The sequence below is a fragment of the Paenibacillus sp. FSL R7-0345 genome (assembly GCF_038595055.1).
Lineage (GTDB): Bacteria > Bacillota > Bacilli > Paenibacillales > Paenibacillaceae > Paenibacillus_AQ.
This window is the reverse complement of the sequence record NZ_CP152002.1, coordinates 3219083-3239404: the sequence shown is the minus strand read 5'-3', so window position 1 is coordinate 3239404 and position 20322 is coordinate 3219083. Positions and strand designations below refer to the sequence as shown.

18 protein-coding genes are annotated in these 20322 nt (G+C 51.2%); 2 read left to right on the top strand and 16 right to left on the bottom strand.

The features are described 5' to 3' along the window. Positions 1 to 45: 45 nt before the first annotated feature. The 11 genes from NST84_RS13805 to NST84_RS13755 all read right to left on the bottom strand — a co-directional run bounded on the left by NST84_RS13805 (position 46) and on the right by NST84_RS13755 (position 9690). Positions 46 to 1371, bottom strand: a complete 1326-nt coding sequence (locus NST84_RS13805; protein ID WP_342566114.1) for a HAMP domain-containing sensor histidine kinase — start codon at positions 1369 to 1371, stop codon at positions 46 to 48. A gap of 47 nt (positions 1372 to 1418) precedes the next feature. Beyond that, positions 1419 to 2096, bottom strand: a complete 678-nt coding sequence (locus NST84_RS13800; protein WP_342566113.1) for a response regulator transcription factor — start codon at positions 2094 to 2096, stop codon at positions 1419 to 1421. A gap of 299 nt (positions 2097 to 2395) precedes the next feature. Further along, entirely contained in the window at positions 2396 to 3205 is an 810-nt protein-coding gene (locus tag NST84_RS13795) for an SDR family oxidoreductase (RefSeq protein WP_342566112.1), read from the bottom strand. Between the two features lie 34 nt (positions 3206 to 3239). Next, positions 3240 to 3695: a MarR family transcriptional regulator gene (locus tag NST84_RS13790; RefSeq protein WP_342566111.1), complete on the bottom strand. Its 456-nt coding sequence runs from the start codon at positions 3693 to 3695 to the stop codon at positions 3240 to 3242. Between the two features lie 71 nt (positions 3696 to 3766). Beyond that, positions 3767 to 4009, bottom strand: coding sequence for a DUF3977 family protein (locus tag NST84_RS13785; RefSeq protein WP_342566110.1), 243 nt, complete (start codon positions 4007 to 4009; stop codon positions 3767 to 3769). Positions 4010 to 4094: 85 nt separating this feature from the next. Next, positions 4095 to 5285, bottom strand: coding sequence for a metallophosphoesterase (locus tag NST84_RS13780; protein WP_342566109.1), 1191 nt, complete (start codon positions 5283 to 5285; stop codon positions 4095 to 4097). A 159-nt stretch (positions 5286 to 5444) separates the two neighbouring features. Beyond that, on the bottom strand, positions 5445 to 5855 hold the full coding sequence (locus NST84_RS13775; protein WP_342566108.1) for a hemerythrin family protein: 411 nt from the start codon (positions 5853 to 5855) through the stop codon (positions 5445 to 5447). A gap of 169 nt (positions 5856 to 6024) precedes the next feature. Beyond that, complete coding sequence (locus tag NST84_RS13770) at positions 6025 to 6888, bottom strand: TIGR02452 family protein (protein ID WP_342566107.1); 864 nt, start codon at positions 6886 to 6888, stop codon at positions 6025 to 6027. A 20-nt stretch (positions 6889 to 6908) separates the two neighbouring features. Next, positions 6909 to 7808: an NUDIX domain-containing protein gene (locus tag NST84_RS13765; protein ID WP_342566106.1), complete on the bottom strand. Its 900-nt coding sequence runs from the start codon at positions 7806 to 7808 to the stop codon at positions 6909 to 6911. A 185-nt stretch (positions 7809 to 7993) separates the two neighbouring features. Then, positions 7994 to 8857, bottom strand: a complete 864-nt coding sequence (locus NST84_RS13760; protein ID WP_342566105.1) for a cation diffusion facilitator family transporter — start codon at positions 8855 to 8857, stop codon at positions 7994 to 7996. A gap of 329 nt (positions 8858 to 9186) precedes the next feature. Then, complete coding sequence (locus NST84_RS13755) at positions 9187 to 9690, bottom strand: ferritin (RefSeq protein ID WP_342566104.1); 504 nt, start codon at positions 9688 to 9690, stop codon at positions 9187 to 9189. A gap of 204 nt (positions 9691 to 9894) precedes the next feature. Between NST84_RS13755 and nagZ the strand changes: the two genes are divergently transcribed. Beyond that, positions 9895 to 11130, top strand: coding sequence for a beta-N-acetylhexosaminidase (nagZ, locus tag NST84_RS13750; protein ID WP_342566103.1), 1236 nt, complete (start codon positions 9895 to 9897; stop codon positions 11128 to 11130). 89 nt (positions 11131 to 11219) lie between these two features. On the opposite strand, the gene NST84_RS13745 is transcribed toward nagZ, so the two are convergent. The 5 genes from NST84_RS13745 to NST84_RS13725 all read right to left on the bottom strand — a co-directional run bounded on the left by NST84_RS13745 (position 11220) and on the right by NST84_RS13725 (position 18087). Further along, positions 11220 to 12317 carry an efflux RND transporter periplasmic adaptor subunit gene (locus NST84_RS13745; RefSeq protein WP_342566102.1) on the bottom strand — a complete coding sequence of 366 codons (1098 nt, stop codon included), beginning with the start codon at positions 12315 to 12317 and terminating at the stop codon, positions 11220 to 11222. 52 nt (positions 12318 to 12369) lie between these two features. Beyond that, positions 12370 to 13746 carry an FtsX-like permease family protein gene (locus NST84_RS13740; protein WP_342566101.1) on the bottom strand — a complete coding sequence of 459 codons (1377 nt, stop codon included), beginning with the start codon at positions 13744 to 13746 and terminating at the stop codon, positions 12370 to 12372. Next, a complete protein-coding gene (locus NST84_RS13735; RefSeq protein ID WP_342566100.1) occupies positions 13743 to 14456 on the bottom strand; it encodes an ABC transporter ATP-binding protein in 714 nt (237 codons plus the stop codon). The genes NST84_RS13740 and NST84_RS13735 overlap by 4 nt, the downstream gene beginning before the upstream one ends. 35 nt (positions 14457 to 14491) lie before the next feature. Beyond that, complete coding sequence (locus tag NST84_RS13730) at positions 14492 to 17071, bottom strand: hypothetical protein (protein ID WP_342566099.1); 2580 nt, start codon at positions 17069 to 17071, stop codon at positions 14492 to 14494. A gap of 182 nt (positions 17072 to 17253) precedes the next feature. Then, the gene (locus NST84_RS13725; RefSeq protein ID WP_342566098.1) at positions 17254 to 18087 is read right to left on the bottom strand and encodes an AraC family transcriptional regulator; all 834 of its coding nucleotides are present in this window, start codon (positions 18085 to 18087) and stop codon (positions 17254 to 17256) included. Positions 18088 to 18232: 145 nt separating this feature from the next. Between NST84_RS13725 and NST84_RS13720 the strand changes: the two genes are divergently transcribed. Next, positions 18233 to 20287: a beta-galactosidase gene (locus NST84_RS13720; protein ID WP_342566097.1), complete on the top strand. Its 2055-nt coding sequence runs from the start codon at positions 18233 to 18235 to the stop codon at positions 20285 to 20287. Positions 20288 to 20322: the final 35 nt, after the last annotated feature.

Here is a 20322-nt window from a genome sequence, read left to right as displayed (position 1 = left end):
GACACCAGTGTAGAGGGCGAAAATGAACGGAGTATGAATAAACCATTACAGATGCGGCAGAGTGACTGTAAAAGTAGTGCCTGCTCCTACAGTACTCTCCGCCTCAATTGTGCCGTTGTGCGCCAGGATAATTTTTTGGGCGATGGACAGGCCGAGTCCGCTGCTGCTGGTGCCTGCGGTGCGCGCCTTATCAATTTTATAAAACCGGTCAAAGATCATCGGCAGCTCAGCTGGAGTAATCCCCTCCCCGGTGTCTGTCACCGTAACTGTGCAGATCGCGTTTACCGCAGAAGCGGCAATGGTAATGGTCCCGCCAGCCGGCGTATATTTTACCGCATTGGATACGAGGTTCATCCACACCTGATAGAGCAGATTGGAATCGGCCGTAAGTGTAATCTCCTCTGCCTGCAGCCGTACGGCCAGCTCTTTTTCAGTCAGCTTCCATTCCATAATTTGTATGACCTGACGTAGCTGGGCCCGGAGATCGACCTTCTGCTTCTGCAGCGCATTTTCGTCGTAGTCCAGTGCAGAAAGCGTAAGCAGCTGTTTACTTAGCACGGACAGGCGGCGGCTTTCCTGATCAATAATTGAAAGATACTCCAGCCGCTGGTTTTCCGGCAGCTTAGCCTCCTTAAGAGCATGAGTAAAGCCCTGAATGGAGGTGAGCGGCGATTCGATCTCATGCGAGACATTGGCAACAAATTCCTGGCGGGCCCGGTTGGTCCGCTCCAGCTCCCGGCTCATGATCATAAAATGGGAGGCCAGCTGGCCGATCTCATCGCGCCGCCTTGTATTCAGCCTGATATCATACCGGCCTTTGGAGATCCGCTGGGTAGCGGCGGTAAGGCGTGTAATCGGTTTAACGACATGCAGCACAGCAACAACCACGAAACATAAGCTGAACAGAATGCTGAACCCGATCAGCATGGCAAAAAACATCCGCAGCTCTCCGAACTGCACCTGCGCATCCGGGCGCATGAACAGCGCATAGGTCTGCCCGTTCAAATGAACCGGAACGCCGATTGTGTTAGTAAGCTGATTATCGAAAAATCCGGTGATAAAAGCGCTCTCCGGAAACTCCGCAACGCCATGATAGACGCCGCCGCCCAGCACAAGCTCCAGCTTCTCGCCAGGCAGATCCTGTTCCCGGAAAGGCAGGCCGTAAAAACGCTCATCTTCCTGTCCGTTCGTCAAATACAGCTTATAGCCGACTGAAGCTGTACTCAGCAGATATTCCGCGGCACTGTCCGGATGGTCCTGGATAAACTGCTGCATGCCGATGGCCATTTTGGTAAGCTTGGCGTCGTTTTGGGGTTTGATTCGGGCCTGATAATACAGATTGGATACCAGGAAGCCAAGCACACTGCTCATGACAATCATCGAACAGAACAACAGGCACATTCTTATATACAGGGACTTCATCCGTTCACCATTTCGACTTTGTAGCCGATACCGCGCACAGTCCGGATCAGAAAATCATCCTGATAATCCGCGAACCGCTGGCGCAGCCGCTTGATATGCACATCCACCGTCCGCTCATCCCCCTCGTAATCGGCTCCCCACACCAGCTCAATCAGCTCACTGCGCGAAAATAACCTTCCCGGATATTGCGCCAGCTGTGACAGGAGCTCGAACTCTTTTACCGGCAGCAGCAGTACCTCCTTTCCGTCACTGATCTCATAATTTTTACGGTCAATCAGGATCGAGTTTAGACGGATTTTATCATCGGAAGCGACCGAGTACCGGCGGAACAGCGCCTTAATCCGGAACAGCAGCTCCTCCGGCTCAAACGGCTTGGTCACATAATCATCCGTCCCGTGCAGATACCCCTGCTCCTTATCACTGAGCTGCTGGCGGGCCGTCAACAGAATCACCGGTATATCATAAGTCTCGCGTATGTACTGGCACAGCTCCAGCCCGTCCATCTGCGGCATCATCACATCGACAACCGCCAGATCTACTGTGCTCTCCTTCATCAGTCCCGCGGCTTCCCGCCCGTTCTCCGCTTCTGCAACGGCATAACCCTCACGCGTCAAAACATGCCGCAGCAGCGTGCGGATATTCACATCGTCATCGGCAACCAGTATTCTTTTCACTTTCGGATCACTCCTGTAATTTGAACTATTGATTATTTTAATTTGGGATAGACCGTGACTCCAGAGAATATTTGGACTTCCAGCCGCTGTTGTCTGCAGATTTCTTGATTTGTACCGCTGTTCGCGGTTGAAATCCGCAGACAAAGGCGGACGCTCCGCTCCTCCAGTTCCAAAATTCCCCTCCGCCACTCTTCCCTTAATTGAATGTTTAGTTCAATCTTTATAGCTGTCCTATATCGTAGCAACTATGTTTGCGGAAGACAACCGGGCGTGATGCCGGGTTCCACATTAGTTCATTCTTAATCTGCTTTCATAAAATCTGCTATGCTCTCCTTCAGCGGGGTTACAGGTCTTCCCATCCACCTCTCCAGATCACCTGTAGTAGACGAAGTGTTTATGCTGGACAAATAGTTGTAAATCCAATGCTGAATGCCGGGGGCTTCACGGTGGATAACAGGTATGCTGGCCAGTCCGGACAATGCCTCCGCCAGATCAGTAAAATCCCAGGTCTGCGGAGCCGTTAATTCATAGCTAGAACGGTCGTGCTGGCCACTGGTGAGAATCGCTGCTGTTGCCAGAGCCAGATCCCGGCGCGTAACCGAGTTGAAACACCAGTCTCCTGGAGGAGTGGCCAATACCCCGCTGCTGACTGCCTCCTGTAAACCAAGCACATTTATAAAATCCATATAGAGTGCATTGCGTAAAAAAGTGTATCTCAGGCCGCTGTCCACAATCGCCTGTTCAGTGCGGGCATGGACATTGTCCGGGCTTCCCAGGTGTGAAAAAGCAAATCCGGTATAAAAAACATGCTCAACACCCGCCCTGCAGGCGGCATCAATTACCCGCTTATGCTGTACAAGCCGCACGGCATCATCCTGATGAGGGCTGGAGATTAACAGCAGCCGCGAGATTCCCCTGAAGGCTGATTCAAGCGTTTCCGGAATGTCATAATCTACGAGGCGAATTTCAAGGCCTGACTGCTGCAGCTCAGCTGCTTTATCAGGATTGCGCACGCCTGCAATGATCTGTTCTGGCGGTACCTTTTGCAGCAGCTCCATAATAATCAATTTTCCGAGCTGGCCGGTTGCCCCGGTTATCATTAGTGTCATAATAGTTCCCCCTTTAGCAGATGTCGGTGCCAGATTAGGACCGGTTTAGCTTGCCCAGCAGCACTATCAATTGTGAAAGCTCCTGTTCATCAAGCCGGCTCATCCTCTCTGCAACCGCTAGACGGTTGTCCGGCAAATGCTCCAGCAGCAGTGTTTCTCCTTGCTCCGTAATTGAAATGACTGTCTTGCGGCCGTCTTCAGCATGCCCGTTCCGGATGATATATCCTTCCTTCTCCAAAGGAACGAGCAGCAGGGTGATGTTGGCTTTGGTCACGCCGATTTGTTCAGCCAGCTCCGAGGGCAGCATACTGCCGCCTTGCTTCGCAATTTCCACCAGTATCCGGATTCTCGCCCCGTTTAATCCTTGATTCTGCCAGTATTTTTCCGATACAGCCACTACATTCGCCGTCGTTTCTACCAAAGTGAAAAAAGCCCCGGTGGCAAACGGCTGCTCCAGCACCAGCTTGTATAGTTCATCCTTCACAAACATTCAGCTCCATTTAGTTAATACCTTAACTATCTCAATATACTTTCAACTTCCTCCGTTGTCAAAAGAAAGAATTATTCTACGTAACTGCTGAAGCCGAGGATGAGTTTAAATGCCCTCCGGTTTTTACGTGATCTTTTAAAACCTGACCTCACATCAAAAATAAATACCGTTCTTCCCGCCCAGCATCTTATGTATAGGGAATGAAGCTTTAGCGGCCCCTTAATTCCCCGCTCTTCAAACTCAGTACCATCCGACAGCTCCGTCTCTGTACGGATTAACCAGCGGTTTCCGAGACCAAATTCAATATATTTCAAAGTGTCCTCTCACTCCCTGAACGTTATTCCCCCCGCTCTCCCGGAAGATTGCAGGGGGTCTATATAACATTAAGCTTAGTTATGCCTACACCAGCGCCGTCTTCGCAGACAGCGGCTCTTCGTGATAGCTCTTGCTGCCTTCCAGCAGTACCTCAAGCTTGATCAGCTCAGAGCGGCTGGCCAGCCGGATCGGAGGGCCCCAGGTGCCGTAGCCGGAGGATACCACCACATGCAGCTTCTCTTTGAGCAGATAACCCCAGTCCAGTTCAAACAGGCGTTTCGTGATCCAATGGTTCGGCGCAATCTGTCCGCGGTGGGTGTGACCGGATAACAGCACATCCACTCCGGCCTTGGCGGCAATATCAAAACCGGTCGGCTGATGGTCCATCATCAATATCGGACGTGAATGATCAAGACCCTCAAGCAGCACCGGAACACTCATTCTGCCGCCCGGCATTGACTCAGCCGTCTTGTCTTTTCGTCCGGCAATATACACGCCTCCTGCTTCTACCACTTCATCCTGCAGCACCTTGATGCCGATGCCCGCCATCACTTCAGTATACTGGGAGATCGAACCGCCGTAGTACTCATGGTTACCCAAAACCGCATACACGCCATGACGTGCCTTGAGCTGTTTCAGCTGCCCGCTCATCCCGTTGCGGAGAAACGGCTCGATGCTGTCGTCCAGCACATCCCCGGCCAGCAGGATGATATCCGGCTTCATCCGGTTGATTTCTGCCACCATCCGGCGCAGATGGCGGTTGCCGACAATGTTACCCAGATGCAGATCGGATGCCACAGCGACCGTCAGCGGCGCACTTATTCCGATGGATTTATCAATCCGGATCGGGTGGCTCCTTACGACTGTACTCCAGGCATTACGCGAGCCCCAGATCAGGAACCCAGCCAGCAGCACCACCAGCGTGATTCCGGCTTCGGCTGTAAATGCGGTACGGTCGACACCCGTCAGACCCAGCACCCAGTAGAGCAGATCGGTCAGCGGCAGCATAATAACAGCGAACTCCATGCAGGCCAGATAATAAGAGCCGATTACCTTGAATAGCCTGGCGGCAGGCTTTATTGCTTTTGGCCAAGGCACCATACCGATCATATAAGCAAAGGCTATAAGCATAAACACCGTCCAGTACGCACCTGCCAGGATACCCGGAAGCATATCCTCCAGCAAAATCCACAGATGATAGCCAATGTAGAAATTAACCAGTCCCAATACCAGCAGCATTACGGCACCAGACAGCAGCATACGCAGATTTCTCATCATCCCACTCCTTTAGCTTGCAGCTTATCTATTCGTTCTACCTCAAATCATAGCACAGATTATTTGCCGGAATATAAATTCTGCCCGCTGACTCTGATAAACCTCGTCTGATCACAAAAAAAGAAGATGCCCCGCGGCATCCCCTATCCCATTATGTGGTTAAACTGCTTTACCTTTGGCTGCAATGCAGTCGCCGATCAGCTGATCGCATTTACTGATGTGATTCAGCAGCCAGTCTGTCAGCGTACGGTTCAGCTTAATCGTTGAAAGTACAGACACGCCTTTGGTTTTCACCGTCTCCTCCAGCTCCAGTACGGTCTGCACAAACTCTGCATGCGTCTTCTGATGCTCGGCGAGCTCAGGGAAATCGATGTCCACCATCAGCTGCTCCTCGCTGCTAAAATGCTCCAGTGTGTATTCTTTAAGGAATCTCAGTGTTTCTTCGATTTGTTCTTTGCCCTTCTGATTGGTGCATGCCTCAAAAAATTCATTCAGCTTCAGCAGGAGCTGTCTGTGCTGGCAATCGATTGTTTCCACACCGATGTCGTACGATTCCTTCCAGTTGATCATAATTCACCTTGCCCTTTTCCAAATTTTCCAAGTAGACAAATACACATTTTATTTTCTACTTTTCCGGACGAAGGTTCTGTGAATAACATCACAACCAATAGACACAGATTTACATTTTCATGCAAAAAAACGCAAGATCTGCTCTTGTGCATTTGGTTCCCAAAATAAACTATAGCAGCTTACGCCGGAAAGCACCAATAGCCGACTGGTCCGGCGACCGGTCAAGAATTGCAAATACAACATGATCAAAAAGCGTCCGGTAGCCTTCCTCCAGCAGCACCTGCCCGAAATATCCGGCAACCTCAGCAGGGTCATTGCGAAATACACCGCAGCCAAACGCCCCGAGTACAACCGCCCGGTGCCCCTGTTCTGCCGCAACGGCCAGAATGTAGCGGATCCGCTCCAGCATGACTCCGGCAATCAGCGGCACTTCCTGCGGAGCCCGTTCTCTGACCACACCTGCATTAACTGCCGGGGCAGTAATCATGGATACGGTGTATGGCTTCGCCAGCAGCAGATCCCGGCTGTCCCGGAATACTGGCACGCCTGGAGAATGAATCATGTAGTGGGAATATAAGCAGGTTTTGCGGCTGCGGTTATAATCGTACATTTCATTCATTTGGACAATGCTTGGATAGAGAGCGGACGCACGCGCCAGACTTTCCTCCTGGGCCTGGCTGCCGCCGAGGAAGCCGCCGCCGGGATTTTTGGCAGAAGCAAAATTCAGGCATACCGTGCGGTCAATCCCCTCCCGCTCCACCAGCCGCTGCGCCGCTTCCAGTGTGGACTCACCAGTTACAGCAATGTTTGCCTTGGACAGCGGGTTGTTGCCTAACTTCTCCATAACACGCGCTTTCAGCCCCTTGAGCTGTTCAGGAGAATAGAGCTGCGATTCCGCGACGGCCGTACTAACTGCTTCGGCAATTTCTACCTGCTGTCCGGACCTGTTGATATAGCTGCCTGCAGCAATAATATCCAATGTTTCTTGAGCAATTAATGCCCGTTTATTTCTTGTATTATTGGAATTATTCATTCCTCTCAGCCCCGATCTCTTTATTCTTTGTTGATGTTGTACCGGTACAGCCTGGAAGGCCGGTGTCCGGCGTCTTTTGTATATTCATCCGTCTCCGTCACACGGTCGGCGATCTTCCTGCGGAAGGCTGCCGCCAGCAGCTCCTTGCCGAGGATAATCTCGTAGACCCGCTGCAGCTCGGATAGTGTAAACAACGGCGGCATCAGATTAAAAATAATATCCGTATACTCCACCTTGCCGCGCAGTCTTTCGATTGCATATTGCACCATCAGCAGATGATCAAAAGCGAGACCGTCGCTCTCAACAATCTGACTGTGTGTTCTGCGGACATGCCCTTGCACGGTCTCCGTATGCTTGACTGTACCTGTAAGTGTTGTCTGTTCATTTTGCAGCCTGATGCGGATGATCTTCTCCTGCACATATCCCTGCTCCTGCTCAGTACGTTTCGTTTCAATCAGCCGGTGTGAGACCTCGAACCAGGCAGCATCAGCCGCATCATCACCCGCCTGCACATTCAGCGTTGTCCGGTCAACCAGTGCCATATAGGAGCAGCTGATTACTCGCATGCGCGGATCACGCTCCACATCCCCCCAGGTGTAGAGCTGCTCCATATAAATGTTGTCAATATTCGTCTCTGTATACAGCTCCCGTCTGGCAGCGTCTTCAATGCTTTCATTAACGGAAACGAAGCCTCCCGGCAATGCCCATTGTCCCAGATAGGGGTGCTGGCCGCGCTTGATCAGCAGAAGCTGAAGCGATTTCTCGGACAGCTTGCGGTAATTGTTCTGCTCCTGCTCCATTACGGTAAAAATCAGCATATCTACGGTAACGGACGGGCGCTCATACGCCCCGGCATTATAGCTCTTCAGAAACTGCTCTTCTGTTAACCCCCGGGCATCAGTTATTGGTTGCTTGTTCATATAACGCTCCTTATATTATTTTATAGTGAATACACACTTATTATTGGATTGTTAATATCACAAAGATATTATACACATACGAGATGCAGCTAAGTCAAGCCTTAATTGGATAAGTATGGATATATCTATGAAGCAAACAAAAAAAGCCTGATGGCTCAGGCTTTCTGCTCAAACTGCTCTGCTATTCACAAGGGTTCAATATGCACCAGCACATAGGAAACCCGGTGCAGGCCTTTCAGCCGATCTTCGATTTCCTCTGTAATATCATGGCTCTGTACAACATTCAGGCCGGAATTCACAAGAACGGTTGTATCAACCAGCACATTGTTGCCGTGCACTCTCGCTTTAATATCTTTTATGGATTCCACGCCGGCGATCCCGGCAACCGTCTGCTTCATCAGCTCCAGCTGTCCGGCATCGAAGCCGTCCGTCAGGTCATGGGTAGCTTTACTGAAGATATCCCAGGCTGTTTTGCAGATCAGCAGGCCAACGATAACCGCAGTTACCGGGTCGAGCCAGGGCAGACCAAACTGTGAACCGATAATCCCGATAAAAGCGCCCATACTGACCAGGGCATCCGAACGGTTATCCTGAGCTACTGCCTGCATAGCATTACTATTAAGCCTGCGGGCCAGGCGGATGTTATATAAATATACAACTAGCATGACTACCGCACACCCGGCAGCCGTCCAGGCGGCAATCAGATCAGGTGTCTCCAGCGCCGGCTGAATAAACTTGTTCACACCCTGGTACAGAACTTGAAACCCTACAGCAATCATGATAAAAGAAGCAATCAGTGCAGCAACCGTCTCTGCTCTGAAATGCCCGTAGCTGTGATTGGAATCCGGGGGTCTTCTCGATATTTTCAGACCGATGAGAATGGCAATGGATGCAATAATATCGGTACTGTTGTTCAGCCCGTCGGCAAGCAGTGCCTGAGAGCCCGAGAAGTTGCCGACCAGCAGTTTGACAGCAGATAACACTATGTATGCCAGCAGACTGAGCCAGGCCCCTTTTTCACTTTGTTTGATGTCGCTGTAGTTTTCCAAAACAAAAGAACCTCCAAAAAAATAGTATTGTTCCATACTACACGCTCATAACCGGGTGGGTCTAGAGAAACAGTGTTGCCGGCCGGCGTAATAGTTAACCTTCCTAAATAGAGTTGGGCAGCTAGAAGTCTGTTGCCGCATGCAACATTGTTTGCATTAGTTCAACTTTTAAGGATTATGCAGAACAGAAACGGAACTGAATCCGCCGCAGGTGTAACTTTTCCCGTGTAAATGAGTCTATTATTTATGCAAAAAAACAGGACGTACCCTGTAAAAGGATACATCCTGTGTCTGTCTTGTATTTTGCAATTAATATCCGGTTATACGGTTTATTCCGCAGGCGGCGTGAAGGAACGGGCGGCGAATTCCGCATCCAGCATGTAAAAAGCATTGCTGTCCGTCTCAATCCGTTTGAGCTTGGCGATAATATTGCTGAACAGCGCCTCTTCCTCGACCTGCTCATCAATGAACCATTTCAGGAAATAGATTGTCGCATGCTCACGCGCATCCAGCGCCAGGTCAGCCAGGTGATAGAATTTTCTGGTGTTCTGCTGCTCATGGGCATAGGCATGCTCAAATGCATCCAGCATGGAGGTATAATTGTTGTTAGGTTCCGGCAGTGCAGCCAGCGTAGCACGGTAATCACGGTCATTCAGGAACTTGTAAATCTTCATTGCATGAAACCGTTCCTCCTCGGCTTGTACCAGGAAAAAATTAGCGAAGCCGTCCAGGCTCTCGCCGGAACAGTAAGCTGCCATTGCCAGATAAACATGAGCGGAATAAAACTCAAAGTTCATCTGTTCATTAAGTGTCTTCATCAAATCTTCCTTCATGAACACGTCACCTCATCCTTGTAAAATGGATTGCTCTTTAAGCCTATGTACTGCTTAATCCCATACATTTTATCATCCCTTGATGACAATCTGCAAACGAAAGGAAAGATATCTGAAATGAATAATCCGTCACGAAAGCATACGGCAATAACGGCTGTAACCCTATTTGTATTAATATCCGGATGCAGCTCCGGAAACAATGCTATGGAAAACACGGCACCCGCTCCTTCACTTGCGGCAACTGCTTCACCTTCAATACCCGTAACAACCAGTGCGCCGCAACAAACTGCCAAAGCTGCTGAAACCCCGGCAGTAACACCCTCCGGCGATTCAGAGAGCAGCGACCCCCTCCTCACGAAGGTTGCCGGGATGACACTGGAGCAAAAAATCGGGCAGATGCTGCTGGCCGGCATCGACGGTACGACGCTGGACAGTGAAGCCAAACGGATGATTGCGGAGGACGAAATTGGCGGAATCATTCTCTATAAGGACAATATAAGCAGCCTCAAAAGCATGGTTTCCCTGATCAACGCACTTAAACAGAGCAACAGTGGAAATGCCATCCCGCTGTTCATGAGCGTCGACCAGGAAGGCGGCAAGGTAAGCCGGATGCCTGAAGAATATGCGGCTATTCCGGCAAACAGCAAGGTGGGCGCAGCGAATGATCAGGAAAGCGCCAGCTTGATGGGCAGGCTGCTGGCCGGGCAGGTGCTGTCAGCCGGCTTTAACATGAACTTTGCACCTGTGCTGGACATCAACAGCAATCCTGATAATCCCGTCATCGGTGACCGCTCTTTCGGCAATAACGCTGAGCTTGTAACCCGGCTTGGCCTTGCCGAGATGAAAGGAATCATGGCAGAGGGCGTTATTCCGGTAGTCAAGCATTTTCCCGGCCACGGCGACACTTCCGTTGACTCTCATCTTGAGCTGCCTGTCGTGAATAAAAGCGCTGCCCAGCTCGCAAAGCTGGAATGGCTGCCCTTCCAGGCAGCGGTTAAGGACGGTGCGGATGCCGTAATGGTAGCCCATATTCTTTATCCTAAGCTTGATCCGGACAAGCCGGCCTCCCTTTCTGCCGAGATTATCGGCGGCCTGCTGCGGAAGCAAATGGGCTTCAGCGGGGTGGTCATTACCGATGACCTGACAATGGGCGCCATTACCGATCACTATACACTGCCTGCAGCAGCGGTGGATACCGTTCTTGCCGGCAGCGATATCCTGCTGATTGCCCATGAATATTCCAATGAGCAGAAGGTGCGGGCAGCTCTGCTGGACAATGTCCGCAGCGGCGTAATTGCCGAATCACGGATTGACGAAAGTGTGTACCGTATTCTGGCACTCAAAGAAAAGTATAAGCTTACCGACAAGCCGGTTTCTGTTCCCGACCTGACTGAGCTGAACAGTGATATCAAGGCTTGGCGCAAGACTCTGGAAAAATAAACGTGCACGCTGATGGGGGCAAATAAATTTCAACAGCAAAAGGAGCTCCGGCCTCATCAGCCGGAACTCCTTTTTACTGATATTTATATTTATTGCAATACTACTGTATCTCCGGCCTTCAAGCCGCTTAGAACCTCCGTTTTATCCGAGGTTTCCAGCCCGATCTTGATCTCCTGGCGTTCATATACCCCGTCGCCTTTATCGAGCATAACAAAGGTCTGTTCACCTTCATGAATGACGGCCATGCTTGAAACCACAACCGCATTCTCCCGGCGCAGGGTTTCGATGTCCCCGCTCAGGCTTAACCCTCCGATGAGATGCTCTTCAGGCTGCAGCGAAATCACCACATCAAATTGAGGAACAGCACTGGCTGAATTTTGTCCGGTCGTATTGGTCGCGAATTTAGAAACCTCAGTCACTTCTCCGCTCAGCACCAGATCCTTTATTGCCGTCATCTTGACGTTTACTTTCATCCCCTGCTTGATCTTGAAGATGTCCTGCTCTCCGACAGAAGCAATGAACTCCAGCTTGTTCAGGTCGACGATTTTACCGATGTACTGGTTGTCTGTCACAGTCTGCGGCCGTTCAGTGCTGCTGTCGTACAGGAAAATCCCCGTAGCCGGTGCATGATATACCGCAGTATTCAGCTTTGCCTTCTTGTCCTTCAGCTCCTGCTGCTGAATTTGTGCATTGACCTGGTTCAGTTCATCATTCAGCCGGGCAGCCTCTTCAGCAGCCAGTGCCTTCAAACGTTCTGCTTCCGTACCGATTGGAGCCGCGTTCTCATCCTCCTGCTGGCTGACAAAAGTGTTTAGCTCCTTCTCCAGCTCAGCCTTGCGGATCGCCGCTTCCGTCTGAGAAATTTCATTCTTGAGCGTAGATTGATCGAGGGTGAACAGCACATCCCCCTTCTTGACCTGCCCTCCGTTCTCGACCTTCCAGCCGGTTACTTTCGATGCGAACGGTGCATAGACAAGGGTTTCCTCCTGATATTGGGATTTCCCCTTGACCTGAACTGAGCTGGTCACTGTTTCCTGGGTTACAGGAAAGCTAATCACCTGCGGCGGCTCCATCACCACTTCCGCTTCCTCGCCCTTAAACAGTTTGCCGTATAGCATATACCCTGCGCCTATAATGATTACTGCGATAATAATCCATTTCAGGCTCCGCTTGATTATCCTTTTCATCCTCGGGCTTCCTTTCAACTTGAAATACATTAACTATAGCTTGAGCTAACGGCTAATCCCGTTTAATTGCTGTAAGCGCGTCGGTTCTTGAGGCACTAATCGCCGGATAGATCCCTGACAGCACCCCCGTCATGATCGCAAAGGCCAGTCCGACCGGTATGGTCGTTAACGGGATAAAGAAGTTCAGGCTGTCACCTGCTGTACCAACCAGCTTGTTAAGCCCCATGATAATCAGATAGGAGAAAATAACGCCAAGCAGTCCTCCCAGCAAGCCCAGCAGAGCTGCTTCCGTGATGAACATGTTGCGGATTTGCCCCATATTGGCGCCGAGCACCTTCATGATGCCGATCTGCCGTCTGCGCTGGTGTGTCGACATTGTCATGGCTACAATGATGGAGATTGAGGCAATAACCAGAATGAATACCCCGATTCCCAGTGCAGCCATTTTGATCATATCGAACTGCTCTTTAAGCATCTCCTGCTGATACAGATTGTCCATGGCGTTCAGATTCAGCTTCTGGATCATCGCTTCCACCGATTTGATGTTATCTGTGCTGTCCACCTTTACCGTAACCGTTTTGTAGCTATTTTCTTCTACATTCGGAGTCATGCCGTTATTATTGCCGAAGGACAACTGCTGTGTAAGCTGGGCAGCTGTTTCTAATGAAACGTACATGATTTTTTCGTAAGAGGCCCGCATATCATCGGTCCCTTCGGCAGTAGCGAGTATGCCTCCTATCTGAAGGGCTGAACTGAGCTTGGTTGTCCCCTCACCGCTTGAGTAATCGGTAGCCTGAAGCTGCACCTGCTGCCTGTACATCTCTGAAGGAAGCACAGACATCCTGTTATACTGTTCCATCAGGTCCGAATTGAACGGGTCTGCTCCCATCTGGTCGTACAGCTTCTGCCGGGTTTCATTGTCAATCAGGCCGAGAGTCGCCCCGTAATTGAGCACAACCATGCCGGGAAGATCGGTAACGCCGCCCTGTTTGAACTTGAAGCCGAACTCCTTAAGCGAGCGCAGGTCTGTAGCTTTAACCTGTACATCAGCGATTTTATTATCCACCGTCAGCATCTGCATATAGCCGGCTTCTTCAAAAGGAGAGGCGGCCACAACATGGTTCAGGCTCTTTATAATCTCCAGCTTCTGGGCGGTCAGCTTACCGGGGTCCAGGTTTTCATTGCTCTGCGCAGCGCCTCCGCCGCCGCCCTGGGATGGAATGCCACCGCCTGGAGTGACAGTGATTTCATCCATTTTAAAATTGCGGTTCACCTCGTCTGTCACATAGGTCTGCGCAGACTGGCCGATGCTGAGCGCTACGATGATAGCTGCACAGCCGATGGAGATGCCTGTCATACAGAGGCCGGTAACCACCTTGCGCCGTTTGACCTGATCCCAGGCCATCCGTGAAATATCCCTGATCTTCATCCCGTACCTCCTTCTGCAGATTCCGCATCTGCTTCAGCCGGATGATTGTTGATCAGGTACCCGTCCCGCAGGGAGAAGGTGCGCTGCATCTGCTCTGCAACCTCCAGTTCATGTGTAACAACAATAAAGGTAGTCTTCAGCGACTGGTTCAGCTTGAGCAGAATGGAAATAATCTCCTCCTCTGTCCGGGTATCGAGATTCCCAGTAGGCTCATCCGCGAAAATAACGGAGGGCTCGGTGATCAGCGAGCGGGCGATACTGACCCGCTGCTGCTGGCCGCCCGACAGCTGTGACGGGAATAAATCCGCTTTGTCGGGGATGCCGACCTGCTCAAGCAGTGCCAGCGCTTTTTGCTTGCGCACCGAGGGTGACACGGATTGAAATACGAGCGGAAGCTCCACATTTTCACGTACCGTAAGGCTTGTAATCAGCTCGTAGGCTTGAAAAATAAAGCCGATATGCTTGCGCCGGAATTCAGCCAGCTTGTTCTCGCCCATCTGTACGATATCGTGATCGGCAATGTAAATATGCCCTTCGGTCGGCTTCATCAGTCCGGCCATCAGGTTCAGCATGGTGGATTTGCCCGAGCCGGAGCTGCCAAGCAGCGCGACCATCTCACCTTTGTTCACTTTAAAACTGATGTCGTGCAGAACCGTGGTCCAGTCATTGCCGGTTTTGAACGAATGCTTGATATTTTCAACTCGCAACATGGAAGCTGCTCCTTTAGTGGACTTGGAATAGATCCTTATTTCTCTGTCACTTTCTCTTTCTCTTCATCTGCAGGCTTTGGCAGCGGCTCAAACCGCATGGTGAAGACCTGGCTGCCCAGCTCCTGCCGCTCACCCTGGAATTCATCAAAAACAGTCAGCTTGTAGGAGCCCCCGGTGATCTGTCTATAGAGATTTTTGGTAAAGGACAGAGAATAGGTATGGTTGCTTCCTTCCGTCAACTCCGTGCCGATTGCCAGCACCTTATCCTGGGATTGACCGAACGGATCGGTGATCCGCAGCACCAGCTTATGCTCAGACTCTCCGGCATCATAGCTGTTTTCCCGCGTCAGGTTATAGGTGATGTTCAGATTGACCGTATCGCTGGCCTCCACATGGCTTCCGTCTGAGCTGAGCACATTTAAGGTATACGGATAAAGGACGACTTTTTGCAGATTGGCTGCCGGAATTACCGCTTGCGGAGTAAGCGGAAGAGACGCCACATTGATGAACCCGGTCGGCTGCTCGCCGCTCTCAGTGAGCTTGCTGCCAGTCACGCCTGATCCGAGATAAGCTGATACGTCTGATGTGGCAACGGTTTTTGGCAGCTTCGCCCAAAGCGTAATCAGCTGCTTGCCGCCAGGTGTCGCCAGGTTATCTGACTGGTTCACTTTCGCCTCGTAAAATTGTCCGTCCGCTGTTTTGAAATACGCCAGCAGCCGGGCCATCTTGCTCTGCCGTTTCTCTGCGCTGCTCATTACAACCTCGGTATACAGGATATTAAAATTGCTGCCTTCATAAACAGTCGTCTTATTTTCCTGAACGGCAGCATTTTTGCCTTTGCCGACAATGGTATAGCTGTCACCGCGTTTAAGCTGGCTGACTGCACTTATGAAGCTGGTTGTGCTGAAGTCCAGGAACGGAATACTCTCGGTTTCCGATTTGACGGACAGGTTAACGCGCACATTGTCGAACTCATCTGTATAAGGGATTTTAGTCAGCAGCGAAATGTCGGCATACTGGCCCGGAGCAAGCACCGACGATTCCTTATCCATCAGCAGATCGGTTGTTGCGGCCAGATTGTCGGTATCCAGCTTAAGGGCGCCCTTAAGGTCAGGAATGTTGAGATTTACCGACTGGTTATTGGTAATTCTAACCTTGGCCAGAACAATATCATCATCCTTCCAAGGGTATCGCTGCAGGGACTGTAAACTGTAAGAGAACGTTCCGTACTGGTTCGTAGTCCCGTATTCCTGACCGCTGCGCACATCGGCCCGGAGGGTATACGGAATTGTAAAATAAGCCACCGGGAAAACAAGCTTTGCCGACGTTTCGCCAGCAGCCTCACCGGCTCCCGTACCTCCGGTATCCGTACCGGCAGAGGTTGTAACCGCCTCGATCATCTGCAGCTGCAGCGAGGATTGCTCCACCTGCAGCGGGATTTCTGCTGTCAGCGGAACCACCTTGGTCTCCAGAGGCTTCAGGGTAAGTCCGCTCAGCCCTTTGGCATTTACCGGGAAGGCCGTCCCTTTGGCCGATTTGACGGATAATTCATAGGCTGGCAGAGTGACCGCCTTGTTGCCGGTATTTTTGAGCTGCAGCTGGAACGACCAGATTGCCTTATCATCCTCTGCATAAACAGCGGCTCCGGTAAGCTTCGTATCGACCGTGTTGCTGTTCACGACCATTTTTTTGACGGCACCGCTTGCAACTACCAGATTCGGGGTGCTAGCCGCCGGCAGCTTGTAAGAAGATCCGGGCAGCTCCAGCTTGAGCGTCTCATCCTTTTGCGTAAACTGCAGCTTCATATTGGTGGTATTAAGATACGCAGGGATTTCGGTCAGATAAAAAATGGTTCTTTTTTCCTGCGGCTGGATCTTATAGCCGGTCTGGGAGCTGCTCAGGGCAAGCTCAAAGGAGGTTCCGCTTGCTGTAACCAGATAAGCCGAGTAACCCGGGTCACCAAGCACCTTGCTGCCCTTGTTCGTAATGTTAATGCCTACCTTGGCATATACCTTTCCGCCGTACTTATATAACTGCAGTGAGTCTGCACTGGCGGCGACCGGAATGTCATTCATCTTTGTGCTCAGGCTTTTGCCAAGCTCAACTGTTGTAGAATAAGCAGCCGGAATTGCAAAGGAGCCGGTATGCTTCAGGTACCCTTTACTTTTGGTGTCCCATACGTACATGGAAATCTTCATGCCTGACAGGGATTTGGTTTGTCCGATATTGACATAGTATGTAATGCTCATGCTGTTCTTGGCAGCTATCTTCTTCTTAGTCGCGTCTGCGGTTACAGGATTGCCGGGAATAATTGAACCGCCGGGTGTGACGACACGTGAAAAGTAACGCTGCAGATTCACAGTTGAGCTACTGTTATTGGTAATCTTCAAAGTGTAAGCTAATAGGTTACCGCCGGACTGGCTCCATATATTTACGTCTTCAAGTGCTGCAGTAACCCCTGCCGCCATTGTTACCTGGCTGATCTTGACTGCTGCGGCGGCAGATACCTTCGTGCCGGCAGCCTCGGCTGCAGGTACCGAAATGCCCCCTGCAAGCTGGGCAATGGTCAAGGCGCCTGCGAGCAGGGCAACCGATCTTTTTTTGAACTGTCTCATTGATTTCCTCCCAGAAATATTTGCTAGAGTTATTATAGTTGCTATCACACAGGGATTTGTATCCAATTTGTAACTCTTCCTGTCTCGTTGTAACCTTTTCCGCATAAACATGCCAAAACCAGCGCGGTAAGTGCTATTTCAGGAAAAGGGCTTGTTAACATTTCTCTTCCAGTTTAACATGCCTAGGAACGGAAGGAACGCCGGTATTGGCTGGGTGGCAGGCCTTCTGCACTTTTGAATACTTTAATAAAATAGCTGGACTGCTGAAATCCGCTGTGCAGAGCGATTTGCTCAACCGGGAATTCTGTCGAGACCAGCAGCAGCTTCGCCCTCGCCAAACGGCATTCGTTCAAATACCGGTTCGGCGTCTTCCCCATCGTAGAGCGGAACAGCCGCAGAAAATGATAGCTGCTGTACCCTGACAGCCGTGACATGCTTTCGAGCGTCCATGGCCGTTCGCATTCATTATGTATAATATCGGCTGTCCGGCGGATGGAGTGGCGGATTTCCAGCGGAACCGATCCGTGCAGCGGTTCGGAGTTCTGCAGCAGAGTGACAAGAATCTCATATAGCACGGCAGACAGTCTGGGCTCGCTCCGTGTTTCATAGGCTGCACTTAGGCGGTACATCTCCTCAAATAATTGTTCAAGCCCGGCATTAAGGTCAAAGGTGAAAAAATAGCCCCGGGACTGGTCGGCCTCCTCCAATAAAGGCAGGGAAAGCGTAGTGCTGAAGTGGACCCAGCGTACCTCCCACGGCTTCACAGGATCTGAACCGTACTGCTGGTATGCTCCCCGGGAGTAAAGAAAGCCGCTGCCTTTGCCCATCGGAATCCTTACCCCATCCTGAAACACATACCCGGAGCCGTCAAACACCAGATGCAGATTATAGCTGTTCAGCATCCCCTCACTCCTGCGTTCCGCATGCTGTGGAAACCCGCTGTAATGTCCGATAAATTCCGGATAGCAGACATAATGCGCGTAAGCCGGAGCTGGAAGCACCCGTTGTTTCATCATTGCCATTCTCCTTTTCCCCGCCTGTATATTCAGCACGCAATATAATCATATAATAGCAAGATTATGTTATATAAGATACCTTGCTGCTGCTATTACAATAGATTTATATCTTTTTTAAAGCATCTTTTTACACTTGGAGGTTAACATGAAGAAACCTGCTGCTGACCAGAAATTTGAGCTTGGCGTCTGTTATTATCCGGAGCATTGGCCGGAAGAAATGTGGAATGACGATTACCGCCGCATGGTGGAGACAGGCTTTACCATTGTAAGAATGGCCGAGTTTGCGTGGTCGATTTTTGAACCGGAGGAAGGCCGCTTTGAGTTCGGTTTGTTCGACAGAGCGATTGACTTGGCCCACAGCCATGGACTTAAGGTGGTGCTCGGAACGCCGACCGCTACTCCGCCAGCCTGGCTCACTGAAAAATATCCGGAAGTCCTTAACGTAACTCAAGAAGGCGTAACCCTGCAGCACGGCATGCGCCGTCATTATAATTACAGCAGTCCCAAATACCGTGAGCTGTGTGCCCGGATCGTAACCCAAATGGCCGATCGTTACAGCAATCACCCCGGCGTTGCCGGCTGGCAGATTGACAATGAATTAAACTGTGAAATCAGCGTGTTCTACTCTGAAAGCGATCACAACGCATTCCGTGAATGGCTGAAGCAGAAATACGTTACGCTGGAGAAGCTGAATGAAGCCTGGGGCACTGTTTTCTGGAACCAGAGCTATACCAGCTGGTCACAGGTTTTCCTGCCGCGTCCTACGCCGGTTCCCGGTCAGCCCAATCCGCATCAGGCACTGGATGAGAAGCGCTTTATTTCGGACAATGCCATCTCCTTTGCCAAAATACAGGCTGATATCCTCCGCGACAAAGCTCCGGAGCAATGGGTAACAACCAACGGCTTGTTTGGCCATCTCGACAGCCATGAGCTGCAGGATGAACTGCTGGACTTCTTCAGTTATGATTCTTATCCGCAGTTCTCCAGCATTTATTATGATCCGAATGAGCAGAATCCGCTGGCTGACCGCAGCTGGAGCTTATCCTTGTCGGTAGTGCGCTCGATCAGCCCTAACTTTTGCATTATGGAGCAGCAGTCCGGCCCGGGAGGCTGGGTCAACCGGATGGATATGCCATCTCCTAAACCCGGGCAGATGCGGCTCTGGACTTACCAGTCGATTGCCCACGGCGCCGATATGGTGCTCTACTTCCGCTGGCGCACAGCCACGATGGGCAATGAAATTTACTGGCACGGCCTCAATGACTATCACAATCTGCCGAACCGCAGAGTCCGCGAAGCGGCAGACATCGGCAAAGAGCTGGCCGCTGCCGGCGGGACCATTATCGGAACGAAGGGCCAGGCGTCAATCGCTATCGTGCGCGACTACGATAACGAGTGGGACGGCGAATATGATATCTGGCACGGGCCGTTCATGTGGCAGAGCAACAAAGAGTGGTTCAAGGCACTGCAGCATAAACACATTCCAACAGATGTAGTGTACATGCGCAGCAAAACAACGGCCGAAGAGCTATCCCGTTATGCTGTGCTGGTTTATCCGCATCCGGCCATCATGACTGATGAGACTGCAGCCGTGCTTGACGAATACGTGCAGCAGGGCGGCAAGCTGATCTTCGGCTGCCGGACTGGCTATAAGGATTCACGGGGCCAATGCTATATGCGTGCATTCCCCGGCGCAGCCAAGGAGCTATGCGGCATTACTGTTGAGGAATTCACGATGGTCAAAGGCAGACGTCTCCCGACAACGATCAAATGGGGAAGCGGCAGTGAAGAGCTGACCGGAGCGGACGCCTTTAATGATATTCTGCACGTGGAAGCGGACACGGTAGAGGTAATGGGCAGCTACGCCAGCGATTATTATGCCGGTAAGCCTGCAGTTACACGTAACAAACGCGGCCGCGGTGAGGTATGGTATTACGGGGCTGTATTCAATGAAGAAGCAGCACTGCGAATCATTGACAGTCTGGAGCTGGTCTCCCCCGCCGCCGAATGGCTGGAGCTGCCGGCTGAAGTGGAGCTGCAGGTGCGCAGCAGCGAGTCTTCCAGTCTGACCTTCCTGCTCAACTACAACGAGCTGCCTGTGGAGATTCTGCTTAAAGAACCGCGTACAGACCTGCTGACCGGTCAAACGCTGGTCGGTAAGTTTATTATGGACGGATTCGGCGTGCTGGTGCTGCAATAAACGAATGTCCGGGGGTGCGCCCCTCTTGCAGGAAA